This is a genomic window from Nitrospirota bacterium (assembly GCA_040752355.1).
Classification (GTDB): domain Bacteria; phylum Nitrospirota; class Thermodesulfovibrionia; order Thermodesulfovibrionales; family Dissulfurispiraceae; genus JBFMCP01.
In genome coordinates this window covers 48,369-63,717 of sequence record JBFMHE010000022.1, presented here as the reverse complement: position 1 = coordinate 63,717, position 15,349 = coordinate 48,369, and the positions used below count along the sequence as shown (strand labels likewise).

Genomic DNA, 15,349 nt, shown 5'->3' with positions numbered 1-15,349 from the left:
CCGTGGTAGACCACCACGTCGATAGGCTGGAGGTGTAAGTCCGGTAACGGATTCAGCTTACCAGTACTAATAGACCGTGTGCCTTGACCACTACTGTCTCCCCTCACCCACCCCCCACATTGTCAATTAATTTTTTCTTGCTTTTTTAATTCCGATATAGTATATTAAAGTTTCCGGTGGTAATACTGGAGGGGTCACACCCGTTCCCATTCCGAACACGGAAGTTAAGCCCTCCGAGGCCGATGATACTATGACCGCGAGGTCATGGGAAAGTAGGACGCTGCCGGATTTTCGAGAGGCCCGGTTAACCACCGGGCCTTTTTGTTTTCAGGTTTCTTCTGTTTTTGTGACGTATGCACCTCCTTAGCGGTCTTCCCTGAAGTAAACTGTCTCCAGAAAGCGGAAGGGGGTGCGCCATGAACGCTAGAGGCATCGTTTCTTTTTTGCTGCTCTGCACGATGTTCCTGTCGTCAGGGTGTGCAAGCCTTCTCATCACCGGCGCGAGCGGCGGAGTCGCTTACACTATCACCAACGTTGCTTATAAAACAGTATGCTACCCTGTGGACAGGGTCGCTATGGCGATGAACATGGCGCTGAAGAAGATGGGTATTCGGGAAGTGGAGCGTAAAAAAGACGAGGGTGATGTGGAAATAAGAGCCGTTGCCGATGAGCTGACCGTCTATATAGGTCTCGAAAGGATTACCGCGAAAACGACAAAGATAGCTATCGATGCGCGAAAAAAGATCCTTTTAAAGGACAAGGCGACAGCGCTCGCGATTATCGACCAGGCGATAAAAATACTGGAAGGAAAAGCCTAGCTCCCCGGAGCGCATCAGGGAGCGCAATCAAGAGGGCTCCTGCGGTGCATCGATTGCATTGCAGCACCGCAGGAGACGAAAATGAGCTCATTACGCTGCACAGCATAAACGCTTCATCTTCTTCTTGCCTGACGGAGAAACGGACATAACGACATCAACCTTTTTCCCGCAGCTGCGGCAAAGCTGTGCCTTTCCCTTGCTCTCCAGTCTCGCTGAAACGTCGGTTTTGGACTTCTTCTTTTCTGCCATGACACTCCCTCCTTTCACACACAACTATCGTACGGCCTCAAGGGAAACAATGCTATCTTTCCCCCCCATGCGCGCCGATTCCTTCAGGCAGCGTCTCTCTTTCAGGGAAATGAGCTGTTGTCGGGGTAATACGAGAGAACTGCACCAAACTTTTAACTATAATCTAAAAAGAGGGGGGGTGTCAATGAAGGGATGCCGGGATGAGCGAATACGACCCCGCTGGAAGGGCATCCTGCACCCGCTATTTTTTGAGCTCCCACCAGACCACGGCGACCTCGGTGCTGTCACGCTGCATCGGCTTGCCGTCCGTCATCTCGGCCTCTATCCCTCTGCCGAGCAGCTCCTCGAAGTCGAGCACCTCATCCATGCTCTCGAAATAGAAGCTGCTGTCTACCGCATGCCTCCTGATCGAGAGGAAGGCGTAGGCATCCTGGAGCGCGCTGATATGCTTGAAGTCGATGAAGATGCTCTGATTCACCTCCGTAATGAGGCAGGCATAGGCTGCCCCTGAGGCGAAGACCTTTTCCATCCCTCCCGTGATGCCTCCCGCAGTGAGGTGAAGGCTGTTGCAGGCGACGACGAGATCGAATTCCTTTCCTTTCTCTATGGGGAATTCTTCCCACCGGAGGGGAAGAAGTGTAACGCTCTCGATCCCGAAAGAGAGGAGCTTTCCGCTGAAAAAATCTCTCATCCCCGGAGAGGGCTCGAGCGCGGTAACACTGCACCCCAGCGCTGCCATGGGTATGGAGAGCGCGCCGGTGCCCGCGCCGATGTCGAGTATGCGCCATCCGGGCTCGACCATCTGGCTGAGCTCCCTCGTAAGGGGCATGTGATAGGCCCCGCGGCTCAGCCACTTCTCGTACCACGGAGCGAAATGGTTCCAGAAATCGACGCTGCCGCGCAACCGGGTGAGGTTCATAGTATGATTATACCGCGACAGCGATCCAAAGAATACAGAGAGAGGACGCCCTCGTATTTTTCCGGCTGCCTGTGGTAACGTGTAAAGACAGGCTCTTCTTTCAGGTGTGATCATGCGAACGATGCATCCCCCCGCAATGCCCCGGATGGTGTATGCCACTGCTTCGGGAGAGATCATGGACCTGCCGGACCTCGAGATGGCGGGCAGGAGCGGCGCGGCGGTACTCAGGCCGCGGCTCTCCGAATTGATACCGCTGCCCGAAGGGAGCGAGCTCTTCGTCTTGCCGGATCGCGCTCCTGTGGGCATCGACCCTTGTGACGGGCTCCCCTCCCGAGTGCCGGAGGACCCCACTGCTCCGGGCGCTCCTGCCAGGGCGGTTGCGGCCTTTGTCGCTCCCGCCCATACGTCCCTTTACACTGTCGCTTATGAAAAGCTCGCCGCAGCCGTGGCGCCGCTGCCGCTGTTCGCCTACACTGCCGTAGGATGGCTCGACGGCCGTTTCTGGGTGGCGGCGTTCCGGAGCGACCCCGATCCCCGCCAGGACGCCGACCGGTACCGCCAGCGTACCGTACGGGCGAAGACGCGGCAGCGCCTGAAGAAGTTCCCCGACAACCGGCTTATCCAGCACCTCGGGAAGTGCTGTCTTACCTACGGGTGCCCTGCGGCGCGCAACTATTTCCTCGATCGCTGGGAGGCGCCGGTCCCTACCTCTCCGCAGTGCAACGCCGGCTGCATAGGCTGCATCTCGCTCCAGACCTCAGGCTGCTGCCCCTCATCACAGGAGAGAATTCCCTTTGTCCCCTCCCCCGATGAGATCGTCGCCATGGCCGTACCGCATCTCATCGGGGCGCCCCGGCCGATCGTCAGCTTCGGCCAGGGATGCGAGGGAGAACCGCTCATGCAAGCGAAGGTCATCGAAAGAGCGATAAAAACGATCAGGAAGCAGACCGCCCGGGGAACGATCAACCTGAACACCAATGCGAGCATGCCTGGACGCGTCGAACGGCTCGCCCGGGCAGGGCTCGACTCGATCCGCGTGAGCCTGAACAGCGCGCGGCCGGAAAAGCACCGGCTCTATTACCGGCCCCGCGGCTTCTCCCTCGCCGAGGTGACGGATTCGATCAGGGTGATGAAGCGGCAGAACAAGTTCGTCTCGCTGAACTACTTTATTCTGCCGGGATTCACTGACGATCCTGAAGAGATGTCGGCGCTTTTCGACCTTGTCGAGACCTTCCGGCCCGATCTCATTCAACTGCGCAACCTCAATATGGACCCTGAGTGGTATATGGAGACTGTGCAGCACCGACCGACTGGAGCAGCAAGAGGCGTCCTGAAGTGGCTCGGAATGCTGAAGAGGGAGTTCCCCTTCCTGCGATTCGGCTATTTCAATCCCTATCTCGGAGAGGAGTAAGACGATCTCGATCACGTATCCCATTGATGCAATACTTCAACGGCTGAAAGAGGAGGTGGACCGCCACTCCGCAGTAGTCCTCCATGCCCCGCCCGGCGCCGGAAAGACGACGCGGGTGCCCCTCGCGCTGCTCGATATCTTTCCTCCCAAGGCCGGCCGTATCATCATGCTTGAGCCGCGTAGGATCGCCGCGGTCTCGGCAGCGCGCTGGATGGCGCAGACGCTCGGCGAGCAGGCGGGCGAGACCGTGGGCTACTCGATACGCTTCGAAAGCCGCGTCTCGGCAAAGACCCGCATCGAGGTCGTCACCGAGGGAATACTTACCCGGCGTCTCCAGGCAGACCCCGGGCTTGATGGTGTGGCCATGGTCATTTTCGATGAGTTTCACGAACGGAGCCTGCATGCAGACCTGGCGCTGGCCCTCTGCCTCGATGTGCGCCGGAACCTCAGGGATGACCTGAAGCTCCTCGTCATGTCGGCTACCCTGGACGTGGAACCTATCGCCGCACTTTTCGATAACGCGCCGGTCATCACCTCTGTCGGCAAGGCCTTTCCTGTGGAAGAACGGTTCTTTCCGGAGAGCGGCAGGGCCATGCGTACGGCTTCGCTTGCCGAGCGCGTTACTGAGGCTGTCCGTACAGCACTGAGCGAGACCTCGGGAGATATCCTCGTCTTCCTGCCCGGCGCCGGTGAGATTCGCGCCTGTGCAGCGGTGCTCGGCTCACTCAAAGAGTGCCGGGAGAGCGGCGTTACGGTTCACCCGCTCTACGGCGATCTGCCTTTCGAGGAGCAGGAGCGGGCCATGCTCCCTGCTGCTCATCGCAAGATCGTGCTCGCCACGAATATTGCGGAGACCTCCCTTACTATCGAGGGCATTACGGTCGTCATCGACAGCGGACTGACCCGAAGGCTCCAGTACGACCCGGCAACAGGCATGAACCGCCTGATCACGGTTTCGGTGTCGAAGGCCTCTGCTGAACAGCGCAAGGGCAGGGCAGGCCGCCTTGCTCCCGGGCGCTGCTACCGACTCTACAGCCGCCATACTTTCAATGCAATGCTCCCCTTTGCCCCGCCCGAGCTGCTCGTTTCCGATCTCTCCGCCCTTGTGCTCGAACTGGCGGTATGGGGCGTAAGAGACCCTTCAACGCTCTCCTGGCTCGATGCGCCGCCTGCGGCGGCATGGGAATCGGCCTGCCGTCTCCTCGCCGATCTGGGGGCGCTCGACACCAGCGGAGCGGTGACCGCGACCGGCAAGGCGATGGCGCGCCTGCCTCTCCATCCCCGGCTTGCGCGTCTCATGGTGAGGGCAGGCGAGATCGGCGCTGCCGATCTCGGCGCCGACCTTGCCGCGCTCCTCTCGGAGCGCGATCCGCTCCGCCGCAGCGGTCTCGATCACAGCGGCCTGCCGGGAAGCAGGGCGCGGGAGGCGGACATCGCCGAGCGGATCGATATGCTGCGCGCGTGGCGTAACGGAAACGATGTTCCTCATGCCGACCGCTGGGCATTGCGCGCCGTGGAGAGGGCAGCACGGCAGCTCCTGCGCCTCGTGAAGGGGAAGCAGGGAAACGGAGCTGCCGGGATGGTCGACCCCGATCTCCTCTCCCGCTTGCTCACGAGCGCCTTCCCCGACAGGATCGGCAGGCGGAGAGAGGAGGGCGAGGGCCGCTTCGTCCTTACGCAGGGACGGGGCGTGCGCCTTTCGCCAGGGAGCAGTCTGGGCAGAAGCCCGTTCATCATCGCCCTTACGGTCGATGCAGGAGAAAAAGGAGAGGGGATAGTGCACCTTGCCGCGCCGGTGGCCGAAGCCGTCATCCGGGAGGAGTGCGCGGAACGCATCGAGACCGAACGGACCATTTCGTGGGAGAGGCGCGAGGGGAGGATCAGCGCGGCAGTAGAAGAGCGCCTCGGCGCAGTGCTCCTCTCGACAAAGCCCTTTGTTCCGGACGATGACGAGGCTGCCCCGCTTGTAGCTGAAGCGATACGGTCGAACCTCGGCATGCTCACCTTCAGCAGGGAGGCCCGGCAGCTCCAGGGGCGCGTTGCCCTCCTGCGCACAACCTTTCCGGAGGAGACATGGCCCGACCTGTCGGAGTATCGCCTCATTGCCACGGTCGAAGAATGGCTCCTGCCCTGGCTCGGCGGTGTTCGTACCGTTCAGGACATTGCCCGCCTCGATCTCGTTCCTGCCCTGAAAGCCCTTCTTTCATGGGAACAGCAGCGGCTGCTCGATGAGCGCGCGCCGTCGCACCTCCCTGTCCCGAGCGGCCACCGCGTCGCGCTCGATTATACCCAGGGAGCTGTTCCCGTGCTCGCCGTCAAGCCGCAGGAGATGTTCGGCCTCGCCGACACTCCCGTTATTGCAGAGGGAAGAGTGAAGGTGCTCCTCCACCTCCTCTCTCCTGCGCGGCGGCCGTTACAGATCACGCAGGACCTGAAAGGCTTCTGGAACGGCAGCTATCAGCAGGTGAAAAAAGAGATGAAGGGCCGCTACCCCAAACACCCCTGGCCTGACGACCCGTGGAATGCGGCGCCGACGAGGAAGACGAAGCAGCGGGGGAGTTGAGAGGAGGGAGAGCATATTTCTGCCCGGATACCTGTTTCTGAAAGTCGATAAGATCTGACTAACGTGAAGTTCGGGAAGAACATCTCGCAAATCTAGCCCATCAAAACCTACCATAAATTCGTCCTCTGTCCATTTCACTGCATCAGGTCTGGAGCCTTGACATAAGGTAACTCAAATGTTACCATAAAGTCAATACGATGACGGAATACTCAGTCAAAGAGTTTATTCAAGCGGGGGCCTCACCGTTCCGGGAATGGTTCAAGAGGCTTGATTCGGGGGCTGCAAACAAAGTAACGACCGCCCTATATCGATTACAGTATGGCAACTTCTCTAATGTTAAGTCAGTTGGCGGCGGTGTTTCTGAGTGCAAGATAGATTTTGGTCCGGGCTATCGCATTTATTTTGGTCTGGAGGGAAATGCTCTGATCATTCTGTTGTGTGGGGGCACAAAGAAGATGCAGCAGAAAGATATTGATAAAGCAAAAATGCTCTGGCAAGATTATAAGGCCAGAAAGAAGCAGGAGGGCTAAAATGGCACTTACTCGTGATTTTCGAGAAACAATAATGGAACGGGCAGCGCGTGATGCGAAATTCCGCAGAGGGCTTCTCACCGAGGCGGTAAACGAGATTCTAGAGGGCAATCTCGATGCCGGCAAGGCTATGCTTCGCGACTATATTAATGCAACGATCACCTTTCCGACACTTGCCGAAAAGCTCAACAAAGACAGCAAGAGTATACATCGTATGCTGGGACCGAAGGGCAACCCGCGCATGGATAGTATTGTAGGTATTTTAAAAGTATTACAGGATCAGGAGCATATAAAACTTCGGGCTAAGGCTTAGGGATAGCAGGCTTTCTCTGAAAACTCCGCACCCGACAAACAACATTCTATTTGTACTTAACCGGCAAGGGGGATATCTGCCGTTACCGGGATGAATGTCAGGCAGACCGGAAAGGCATACCCTTATCCCTCGTACTGCTCGAGCTCCTCTTCCGAAAATCCGAAGTAGTGGCCGATCTCGTGAATGAGCGTTATCCGGATTTCATCGATCAGCTCCTCTTCTGACGAGCATATCTCTTGTATATTCTTCTGAAAGAGAATGACTTCGTCAGGCAGGGGCGGCGGGATGTCGAACATGCCGCCCTTGTCCTGATGGGCGATGCCGCGAAAGAGGCCGAGGAGCTCGTCGCGGGGTACACCGGTGAGATGCGCATCCTCACGGCCCGGATAGTCCTCGACGATGACCGTGACATTCGTGAGATACTGCCTGAACTCGTCGGGCAACGCTGCGAGCGCCTCCTCGGTGAGCTCTTCGAAGCGCTTTCTGCTTACGATAAAGGACATGTACCCATTCTAACAGCTTTCAGGGTGTTGTATATAGAGTCGAAGTATTCCGGCGCACTCTACGGTCTCGGCGCTCTGCGTCGAGCGCTCGCCTCCACGTCCGACGGGCAGGCGACTTCTTTCCATTCGCCCGGCCTGAGCATGCCTATCTCCCACAGCCCGACAGCCGTGCGGATCAAGCGGAGCGTGGGATATCCTGCGGCAGCGGTCATGCGGCGCACCTGGCGATTCCTGCCTTCGGTGATGCTCATGCGCAGCCATGCGGTCGGGATATTCTTGCGGAAACGGATCGGGGGTATGCGGGGCCAGAGGCCGGGAGGCTCATCGATGAGCGCCACCTCTGCAGGTTTTGTCATTCCGTCTCTCAGGAGCACCCCTTTCCTGAGCCGCTCGATCGACCGCTGATCGGGCAGTCCTTCCACCTGCACCAGGTACGTTTTGGAAAGTTTGTGGCGGGGATCGGAGATAAGGTGCTGGAGAGCGCCGTCGTTGGTCAGGACTACCAACCCCTCGCTGTCGAAGTCGAGGCGGCCGGCGGCATAGACATCGGGGAAAGAGATGTAGTCGCTAAGTGTGGCGCGTCCCGCCTTATCCGTGAACTGGCAGAGCACGTGGAAGGGCTTGTTAAAGAGAATAATTCGACACGACTGTCTCTTGGCCACTCTCTATTATAGAACTAAAACGACGGCGGACGTCGGGCTCCCCATCACGCTATTTACCGATGAGAAAGGCTATGTTCACGATGCCCTGCACCTCGATATCGCCTGCCTCAACCGGCGTTGCGGTATCGCTCGCCGCTTTCTGCGCCAGGGCCATCTCGCGGCGGAGCACCGGCTGGATGCCGCGCACGCCGCATTCGGGGGCAGCGCTCTTTACGCCGGTGATGATAACGCCCAGGGCTTCCGCCACGATCGCCGCCTCTTTCCGCGCCTGTTCGACGGCCCTCACGAGGATATCCCTGCAGTGCTTCTCCTCGTTCTCGAGCGAAAAGCTGACGCTGTCGACTCGATTCGCTCCGCTCTTTATCGCGCTATCGACGAGCGCTCCCGCAAGGGCGGTATCTCGGGTCCTCACGGTTATCTGGTTGGTTATGCGATAGCCGGTAAGCTCGTTCTTCCGCTGCCGGGTATCGTAATCATAGAGGGGCTGTAGGGAATAGTGAGAGGTCTTCACCGAGTCGCCCGCGTCCTTCCTGACGAGGCCCTTCAGCGCGTTCATCACGGCCTCCGCTTTCTTTGCATTGGCCTTGATCCCTTCAGGCACGGACGAGGCGGTCGTCTCGACGGCGAGCACCACCGTCGCTGTATCAGGAGCATGGTAAGCGGCGGCGGTCCCGGTAACCGAGATGGTCCCCGGGCCAGCGTCGTCCGGTATCTTGTCGGCGGCTCCGGCATAGGACGTGAACAACAAAAAAAATGCTACCACTGTTAAACATAGTCTCATATGATGCGCTCCTTTCATTCTTGCAGCATAATGGAAATGATATCACATGGAGGGCATGCGAAGAGCTTAGAGTATGTCAGGCTTGTCGCTGGCGATACCGTCGACACCTTTGGCTTTACAGGCTGCGACCTCCTTCTTCGTGTTGATGGTCCAGACGACTACCTTGAGATTATGGCTGTGGGCGTCCTCGATCGTTCTGGTGTGCGCGATTCTATAGAGCGGCACGATATACCGGGCGTCGAGCTTGAGCGCCGCGGCTACCGGACTCTTGTGCTTTGCATAGATCAGGCCGGTCTCTATCGTCCTGTTCAAACCCCTTACTTCCCACAGCGCATCCTCGTGGAACGAGACGACGATCACCCGGTCCTGCAGCCCCTCTTTCGTGACGGTCTCGAGGACCTTCTTTTCGTCCCCGATCTCCTTCAACTCCACCAGGATCTTCTCGACCTTGCCGTCGATGAAGCGCAGCGCCTCATCGAGCGCAGGGAGCCTGCCGTCGGTGACCTGCTTCAGCTTCTTCAAGGTCGCCTGGCTGACAGAGATATCTTCGCCGAAGACCCTCTTCAGGGTATCGTCATGGATAACGACGAGCTTGCCGTCCTTCGTCTTCCGCACATCGAGCTCGACGGCATTCGCGCCCAGCTCGATCGCCCTCTGAAAGCTGGCGAGGGTATTCTCGGTCTCATAGGCCTTTGCTCCGCGATGTCCGACCTTAAGAAACATCCCGTCTCCTCCCGATCCCCCCGGAACTATCCATTAATGTGGCCCTTATGCGACCCTTACCGGGCGCTCCCGTCCTCTTCTTAAATTTTACCAGTAATCCATAGAGGCAGCGCCGGCAGCCACCCGGCAGCCACAATGAAAGGAGCGGTATCCTGCCCGTACGGGCAGGATACCGCTCCCGGCATGCAGGGAAAGGCTTCGGGCTACTTTCTGAGCTTTTTTCTGAACGCTGCAACTCCTGCCAGGCCTGCGGCCAGAAGCGCCAATGTCGAGGGTTCGGGGACAGGGGCCTGGGGTGTCGGCAGTACGTGGTGGGCCGCCAGGACATATTCTTTCCCGTCAAAGAGCGCACCGAACGCTATATCGCCCTGGTATGCGCTCCAGTCATCCAGGTTCTCGGCCAGCTCTTCGGGTGTATTCGTGTTGTACGCCCCCCACCAGGCGAACCCCGCGGTGCCGACAACGCCATCGATGCTGCCGTTACCGTCCGCATCCAGGTCTTTCCATGATGCAGGCTCCAGCCATGTCGATCCGAACGCTTCATCGTAAAAGTCGTGGCTGGCCCCGTTCCAGGTATAAGAAAGGCTCACCTTGAACCGTTCTGTCCCTTGGAGCTGCGCCACGGTCTGTCCCGGGATCCAATACGTAAAGTGGAGGCGTTTCCCGAGGTCTCCGAAGTTGTAGACCACCGCATCGCGGATATCGAAATTGGTGGTGCCGATATTGCTGCTGCTGGCGCTGTTCGCCATGTTGATGAATGTCCCTGCAGCAGCCGTCTTTTGCGCGTTGCTCCACCAGGATTGGTAGCCGGGAGCACCGTACATGTTCGGAGCCGCGTCAACATAGAGGCCGATACGTGCTGCATGGAGCATTCCGGGAACGAGCAGAGATACTACGAGGAGCACGAGAACTGCTTTGCCTATCCGCATACATCCTCCCTTCGCTTAAGTTATGGATTTCGAAGCGCGCTTTGCTTGCGTTTGCACAATGCATGCCACTCGATAAGTATCTGGAATATATGAATAGATCAGCATTCAGCAGAAAGGCTGCGCCCTGGAAGTATAAAGTTTTCCGACAAAATGTCGGATACTGTTACGCCATACGGCCGGGATGTTGTTTTATTCGCTATGCATACCTTGAATTTGTTGAGATTGCCGCTATGTCACGGGTTGCCGTGTTGCCCTTTCCGACAGCAGCGATCTCTCTCCTTGACAGGAGCCCCAACTTTCCTTACAATAAAACGAACATTCGTTCTGAATTGAGGCCGAGACCATGAAGGAAAGGACAGCCGCACGCTCCGTCGATATCCGCTCACTGATCGTGAGGACCGCCCTCAGGCTGTTTGCCGAGAGAGGGTATTTCAACACCTCCATACACGATATCAGGAAGGCGGCCGATATCAGTATCGGCGCTATCTACCACTATTTCAGCGGTAAGGAAGCGATCGCCAAGGCGATCTACGATGACCTGGTGGCGCGCATGGCCGAGGCGGTGGCGGTGGTCATGAAAGAACTCTCGACCGCCCGGGACCGGAGCCAGGCGGTGATCCAGCTCCTCTTCGAGATGGCTGAGGACGACCCCGAAATGATGCACTTCATCCTCTATGCGCGGCACCGCGAGTTCATGCCGGATGAGCCGCCCATCTGCTCTTCCCGGCCTTTCGAGCTGATGAAAGATATCGTGAAGGAGGGCATGGCATCGGGAGAGATACGCCCGATGGATCCCCTGGTTGCTGCTGCCGGCCTCTTCGGCGGGGCTATTCGCATGATTCACCTCTATATGGACGGCATTATCGCTCCGCCCCTCAAGCAGCATCTGGAGGAGGTCTGGAGCTGCGGCTGGAGAGGGATTGCGCATGACTAAGCATTTTATTGATCGCAGAAGCGAACGAGCGTTCGTTTTAATAAAGCGGTATGGAGGCAGTATGAAGGTAAAGGAATTTTCAGCTATCATCGCGGCAATAGTAGTAATCGCTCTCGGCTTTGCTGGCGGCGCCGGAGCCGCTCAGCACGACGACAGGGATGCCCTTAAAGGGCTCAGGACTGGAAAGGCGATCTTCGATATCAACACCGGAGACCCCGACAGGCTCGTTCTGTATCTCAGTGTTATCAAAGAGACCTACCAGGGGCTCAAGAGACAAAAGGTACAGCCCGATATCATCGTCGCCTTCAGGGGAGTCTCTGTCGGGCTCGTGACGAAGGACGCAGAACCCATCGAAGGACAGAAGCGGGAATCCCTCGAGAAGCTCGGGAAGCTGGTGAGCGAGCTGAAAGGGATGGGGGTAAAATTCGAGGCCTGCTCCATAGCGACGCGGCTTTTCGAGGTCGATAACAGTTCACTGCTGCCCGGGATCAAGGTGGTCGGCAACACCTTTATCTCCCTCATCGGTTACCAGAGCATGGGATATGCCGTGATCCCGATCATGTAGAGGCGCATCGCGCAGGGCCCCGGAGGGCTCATTCAGTCTACAGGTACACTATAGCATCGGGAAGATCGGTGAGCCGTTCGACGCCTTCCGGGGTAAGGGCATAGGTGTTTTCTATCCCGACGGTCCCTTGGCCCGGGAAGACGAATTTGGGCTCGATGGCGAGTACATGACCGGCCTCGAGGGGAGATGAAAACCGGGGAGCGAGCAGGGGGAGCTCATCCAGCTCGAGCCCGGTACCGTGGCCTACAAACTTCGCCTGTTCCCCCGGGTATCCCATAAAGCGCTCTCCCAAACCGGCGGATTCGGCCATCCGTACAGCTCCGGCGAAGAGCTCCTCGCCGACCGCTCCGGGTCTCAGGCTCCTGACAAGCCACTGCTCGATCTCGAGGCTCACCCTGAACGCCCGCTCCAGCTCCTCCGGAAGGCTGCCGATCACAAAGAGGCGGGTCATGTCGACGATATAGCCGTTGAAGACCCCTGCGTAGTCGACAATGACCGGCGAGTGTTTCTTGATAGGGTCCCTGGACGGCCCGTAGGGCGCAGCGATAGAGAGCCCTTTGCCGGCAACCGCTCCGTCGAAGCAGCCGGGGAGCGCGGCATTTTCTCCTGCAACGGCGAGGTAGACGATGTCCTGGTTGAAGGCCCGTATACGGAGATGACCGTCGGTCCCCGCTCTCTTCAGCCGGTATTCGATCTCTGCAGCCAGATCGATCTCGCTCATTCCCGCCACAAGAAATGAGGGGATCGTGCTGAAGACTTCGGAGAGCTTGCGGCCGCTCGACCGCAGCTGCTCGACCTCCCACGGCGACTTGATCGAGCGGAACTCGCGGTTGATAGCAGAGATATCGACGAATTCGCATCCGGCCAGGATTCCGGAATAGAAGTGGTACTGCTGTACCGGCAGTACATCGAACGTGACCCCGATCCTCCGGATATTCTTACTGAAGAGCGCCGGGAGCTCCCTGCTCGCGGGCATCGGCCTGACATCCGCGATGATGCTTTCGCCGCGTGCCCTGGTGTAGCTCTTCCGCACCAGGAGCACCGGCTCTCCCTCTGAGGGGATCCAGAGGAGCGCATTCTGACGGGTCCCGGAAAAGTAGTAGACATCGATAGGGTAGACGATGAGGGCTCCGTCGATTCCCTTGTCCCTGAGCCTCGCCCTGAGGCGTTCTATCCTGAGCTCACCTTCGCTTTTAGGCACCATGGCGTTTCCCCCTCCTTGCCGGGCGCTTCCGGCCACGCCTGAATAGTATAACGGAATTCCATCACTATCACTCCCCCAGCATGGCTTTCATGGTGGCGAAGAACGCCTTTGCCGCGTCCTCTTCGGAGAGCCCGTCGTCGATCACCGCACCGCCTTCGATCCTCTTCACGACGCCTTCCGGCAGCTCATCGATGAAGCGGGAGGGATTGCAGCGCTCGCTCTTGTTGTAGCGCATCCGGCTCCCTGCATGGGTAAGGTAAAGCTCCTTCATCGCGCGGGTTATGCCGACATAAAAGAGCCGCCGCTCCTCTTCGATGCCGTCGACTTCACAAATCGACTTCTTGTGAGGAAGGATGTCGTCCTCGACACCCACGATGAAGACCACCGGGAACTCCAGGCCCTTTGCCGAGTGGAAGGAGATGAGCGTGACTCCGCTGCCCTGGCGCTCCTCTTTTTCCTTGAGCAGGTCGGTGAGGGCGAGGGTCTCGAGAAAGCCGTGGAGCGAGGGCGACTCGTCGCTCTTCTCGTAGTGCGCGAGGGACTCGATGAAGCCTTCGATGTTCTGGAGCCGCTGCATGACCGCCTCGGGAGTTTTATAGAGGCCCTGGAGATGATCGCGGTAGCCGATCTCTTCGCTCAACGCCCTCAGCGATGCAGACATGTCTTTATTCCCCGAGAAGAGCGATTTATATCTGCTTACCGCTGCTGCAAGTCCCTGCGCTGCCTCGGCAGCTTTCCCCTGCAAGCCGTCTGTTTCAGATGCCCTGCCGAAGGCCTCCAGCAGCGTGATCTTCTCCTGCTGCGCATAATCAGCGAGGGCGCCGAGGGCGGTCGGCCCCAGTCCCCGTCTCGGGATATTCGCAATCCTCAGGAGGCTCAGCTCGTCGCGGGGATTGGCGATGATCCTCAGGTAGGCGGCGAGGTCCTTGATCTCCCGGTGCTCGAAGTAGCTCGTGCCGCCCACTACGGAATAGGGTATCCGCTTGCTGCGCAGCGCCTGCTCGAACTGGCGCGAGAAGAGGTTGGCCCGGTAGATGACCGCGAAGTCCTCGAAGGAGAGCTTCTTTTCGAACGTGAGCTGCTGAATGCGGGCTGCCACCCACTCTGCCTCGGCATCGCCGTCCGGTGCTCTATAGAGCTTCACCTCGGGCCCGTCGCCGCGGTCGGTCCAGAGCGCTTTCTCCATTCTCTTCTTGTTGTTCTTGATCACGCCGTTGGCAGCCTTGAGGATGTTGCCGAAGGAGCGGTAGTTCTGCTCGAGACGCACCACCGCCGCGCCGGGAAAGTCTTTTTCGAAGTCGAGGATGTTGCCCATATCGGCGCCGCGCCAGGCATAGATCGATTGGTCGTCGTCGCCGACCACGCAGAGATTCTTCCGCTCACCGGCGAGGAGCCTGATGAAGTCGTACTGCACGCGGTTCGTGTCCTGGTATTCATCGACCATGATATACCTGAACCGGTCCCGGTACTTCTCGAGCACCCCGGGGTGCTCCCGGAAGAGCCTGAGCGTGAGCAGGAGGAGGTCATCGAAATCGAGAGCATTCAGCGACTTCAAGGCTTCGAGATATTTGGGGTAGAGATACGAGGAGATGGTCTCGAGGTCATCCTCCCTGGAGCCCGGCTTTGCCGCGCTCCTTGGCGCGGGCATATGGTTCTTGGATTTGCTGATCCGCTCCATCACCTGCTCTACCTTGAAGCTCTTGTCAGCGAACTTTACCTCGGCGAGGATGTTCCGCAAGAGCGAAAGCTGGTCCGAGGTGTCGTAGATGGTAAAGTCCTTGCGGTAGCCGAGACGCTCGATCTCGCGCCGCAGGATATTCAGGCAGAGGGAATGAAAGGTCGAGACGGCGGGGCTCTTTCCGCTGCCGCCATTGAGCCCTTTCAGAATCGAAGATACCCGCTCTTTCATCTCGCGGGCGGCCTTGTTCGTAAAGGTCACCGCGAGCACGGTGTTCGCCGGGATTCCCATGTGAATGAGATGGGCGGTCCTGATCGTGAGGACTCTCGTCTTGCCGGATCCCGCTCCCGCCAGGATCAGGAGCGGTCCTTCGGTGTGGAGCACCGCCTCCCGCTGCCGCGGATTGAGGCGGGATATTTCCTGATTCATGTCCATGTCAGCAATCTCTCTTCAGCAGCGTCATGACGAAGGGTATATAGTACATTTTTGAGGGAGAACAGGCAACGGAAAAATGATAAGGTCCTCTCGCGAAGGAGAAAACGGGCAGAAGAACGCTTCCGCAGTATC

At 58.4% G+C, this 15,349-nt stretch carries 16 protein-coding genes and 2 rRNA genes; 9 read left to right on the top strand and 9 right to left on the bottom strand.

Going from position 1 to position 15,349, the window contains the following annotated elements:
• From AB1805_14480 to AB1805_14470, 3 genes are all read left to right on the top strand, one after another.
• A 23S ribosomal RNA gene (locus AB1805_14480) occupies positions 1-91 on the top strand; the annotation flags it as partial.
• A gap of 81 nt (positions 92-172) precedes the next feature.
• Positions 173-289 (top strand): 5S ribosomal RNA (rrf, locus tag AB1805_14475).
• A gap of 127 nt (positions 290-416) precedes the next feature.
• Positions 417-818 (top strand): DUF3568 family protein, encoded by a 402-nt coding sequence (locus AB1805_14470; protein MEW5746633.1) that lies wholly within the window; start codon positions 417-419, stop codon positions 816-818.
• 90 nt (positions 819-908) lie between these two features.
• Here AB1805_14470 and AB1805_14465 read toward each other — a convergent pair whose 3' ends face one another.
• Both AB1805_14465 and AB1805_14460 read right to left on the bottom strand, forming a co-directional pair.
• Entirely contained in the window at positions 909-1,067 is a 159-nt protein-coding gene (locus AB1805_14465) for a hypothetical protein (GenBank protein MEW5746632.1), read from the bottom strand.
• 241 nt (positions 1,068-1,308) lie between these two features.
• Positions 1,309-1,986 (bottom strand): class I SAM-dependent methyltransferase, encoded by a 678-nt coding sequence (locus AB1805_14460; GenBank protein MEW5746631.1) that lies wholly within the window; start codon positions 1,984-1,986, stop codon positions 1,309-1,311.
• A gap of 175 nt (positions 1,987-2,161) precedes the next feature.
• Here AB1805_14460 and AB1805_14455 point away from each other — a divergent pair, with 175 nt between their 5' ends.
• The 4 genes from AB1805_14455 to AB1805_14440 all read left to right on the top strand — a co-directional run bounded on the left by AB1805_14455 (position 2,162) and on the right by AB1805_14440 (position 6,803).
• The gene (locus AB1805_14455; GenBank protein MEW5746630.1) at positions 2,162-3,397 is read left to right on the top strand and encodes a radical SAM protein; all 1,236 of its coding nucleotides are present in this window, start codon (positions 2,162-2,164) and stop codon (positions 3,395-3,397) included.
• On the top strand, positions 3,369-5,960 hold the full coding sequence (gene hrpB, locus AB1805_14450) for an ATP-dependent helicase HrpB (protein MEW5746629.1): 2,592 nt from the start codon (positions 3,369-3,371) through the stop codon (positions 5,958-5,960). Before AB1805_14455 ends, hrpB begins: the two co-directional genes overlap by 29 nt.
• A gap of 197 nt (positions 5,961-6,157) precedes the next feature.
• The gene (locus AB1805_14445; GenBank protein ID MEW5746628.1) at positions 6,158-6,490 is read left to right on the top strand and encodes a type II toxin-antitoxin system RelE/ParE family toxin; all 333 of its coding nucleotides are present in this window, start codon (positions 6,158-6,160) and stop codon (positions 6,488-6,490) included.
• A 1-nt stretch (position 6,491) separates the two neighbouring features.
• Positions 6,492-6,803, top strand: a complete 312-nt coding sequence (locus AB1805_14440; protein ID MEW5746627.1) for a transcriptional regulator — start codon at positions 6,492-6,494, stop codon at positions 6,801-6,803.
• Between the two features lie 122 nt (positions 6,804-6,925).
• On the opposite strand, the gene AB1805_14435 is transcribed toward AB1805_14440, so the two are convergent.
• The 5 genes from AB1805_14435 to AB1805_14415 form a co-directional block, all read right to left on the bottom strand.
• Complete coding sequence (locus AB1805_14435) at positions 6,926-7,306, bottom strand: metallopeptidase family protein (protein MEW5746626.1); 381 nt, start codon at positions 7,304-7,306, stop codon at positions 6,926-6,928.
• A 59-nt stretch (positions 7,307-7,365) separates the two neighbouring features.
• On the bottom strand, positions 7,366-7,968 hold the full coding sequence (locus AB1805_14430) for a pseudouridine synthase (protein ID MEW5746625.1): 603 nt from the start codon (positions 7,966-7,968) through the stop codon (positions 7,366-7,368).
• Between the two features lie 49 nt (positions 7,969-8,017).
• Positions 8,018-8,749: an SIMPL domain-containing protein gene (locus tag AB1805_14425; GenBank protein ID MEW5746624.1), complete on the bottom strand. Its 732-nt coding sequence runs from the start codon at positions 8,747-8,749 to the stop codon at positions 8,018-8,020.
• Between the two features lie 66 nt (positions 8,750-8,815).
• Positions 8,816-9,472: a glycerophosphodiester phosphodiesterase gene (locus AB1805_14420; protein MEW5746623.1), complete on the bottom strand. Its 657-nt coding sequence runs from the start codon at positions 9,470-9,472 to the stop codon at positions 8,816-8,818.
• A gap of 203 nt (positions 9,473-9,675) precedes the next feature.
• On the bottom strand, positions 9,676-10,401 hold the full coding sequence (locus AB1805_14415; GenBank protein MEW5746622.1) for a PEP-CTERM sorting domain-containing protein: 726 nt from the start codon (positions 10,399-10,401) through the stop codon (positions 9,676-9,678).
• Between the two features lie 343 nt (positions 10,402-10,744).
• On the opposite strand from AB1805_14415, the gene AB1805_14410 reads away from it, so the two are divergent.
• Together AB1805_14410 and AB1805_14405 are read left to right on the top strand one after the other, a co-directional pair.
• Positions 10,745-11,335, top strand: coding sequence for a TetR/AcrR family transcriptional regulator (locus AB1805_14410; GenBank protein MEW5746621.1), 591 nt, complete (start codon positions 10,745-10,747; stop codon positions 11,333-11,335).
• 61 nt (positions 11,336-11,396) lie between these two features.
• The gene (locus tag AB1805_14405; GenBank protein MEW5746620.1) at positions 11,397-11,900 is read left to right on the top strand and encodes a DsrE family protein; all 504 of its coding nucleotides are present in this window, start codon (positions 11,397-11,399) and stop codon (positions 11,898-11,900) included.
• 37 nt (positions 11,901-11,937) lie between these two features.
• Here AB1805_14405 and AB1805_14400 read toward each other — a convergent pair whose 3' ends face one another.
• Together AB1805_14400 and AB1805_14395 are read right to left on the bottom strand one after the other, a co-directional pair.
• Positions 11,938-13,104, bottom strand: a complete 1,167-nt coding sequence (locus AB1805_14400; protein ID MEW5746619.1) for a Xaa-Pro peptidase family protein — start codon at positions 13,102-13,104, stop codon at positions 11,938-11,940.
• Positions 13,105-13,171: 67 nt separating this feature from the next.
• On the bottom strand, positions 13,172-15,217 hold the full coding sequence (locus tag AB1805_14395) for a UvrD-helicase domain-containing protein (GenBank protein ID MEW5746618.1): 2,046 nt from the start codon (positions 15,215-15,217) through the stop codon (positions 13,172-13,174).
• Positions 15,218-15,349: the final 132 nt, after the last annotated feature.

Coding starts and splice junctions, on each gene's coding strand:
- AB1805_14445 (MEW5746628.1), top strand. CDS start 6,158: ATGACGGAATACTCAGTCAAAGAGTTTATTCAAGCGGGGGCCTCACCG.
- AB1805_14470 (MEW5746633.1), top strand. CDS start 417: ATGAACGCTAGAGGCATCGTTTCTTTTTTGCTGCTCTGCACGATGTTC.
- AB1805_14455 (MEW5746630.1), top strand. CDS start 2,162: ATGGACCTGCCGGACCTCGAGATGGCGGGCAGGAGCGGCGCGGCGGTA.
- AB1805_14395 (MEW5746618.1), bottom strand. CDS start 15,217: ATGGACATGAATCAGGAAATATCCCGCCTCAATCCGCGGCAGCGGGAG.
- AB1805_14425 (MEW5746624.1), bottom strand. CDS start 8,749: ATGAGACTATGTTTAACAGTGGTAGCATTTTTTTTGTTGTTCACGTCC.
- AB1805_14400 (MEW5746619.1), bottom strand. CDS start 13,104: ATGGTGCCTAAAAGCGAAGGTGAGCTCAGGATAGAACGCCTCAGGGCG.
- AB1805_14440 (MEW5746627.1), top strand. CDS start 6,492: ATGGCACTTACTCGTGATTTTCGAGAAACAATAATGGAACGGGCAGCG.
- AB1805_14410 (MEW5746621.1), top strand. CDS start 10,745: ATGAAGGAAAGGACAGCCGCACGCTCCGTCGATATCCGCTCACTGATC.
- AB1805_14460 (MEW5746631.1), bottom strand. CDS start 1,986: ATGAACCTCACCCGGTTGCGCGGCAGCGTCGATTTCTGGAACCATTTC.
- AB1805_14435 (MEW5746626.1), bottom strand. CDS start 7,306: ATGTCCTTTATCGTAAGCAGAAAGCGCTTCGAAGAGCTCACCGAGGAG.
- AB1805_14405 (MEW5746620.1), top strand. CDS start 11,397: ATGAAGGTAAAGGAATTTTCAGCTATCATCGCGGCAATAGTAGTAATC.
- AB1805_14415 (MEW5746622.1), bottom strand. CDS start 10,401: ATGCGGATAGGCAAAGCAGTTCTCGTGCTCCTCGTAGTATCTCTGCTC.
- AB1805_14420 (MEW5746623.1), bottom strand. CDS start 9,472: ATGTTTCTTAAGGTCGGACATCGCGGAGCAAAGGCCTATGAGACCGAG.
- AB1805_14465 (MEW5746632.1), bottom strand. CDS start 1,067: ATGGCAGAAAAGAAGAAGTCCAAAACCGACGTTTCAGCGAGACTGGAG.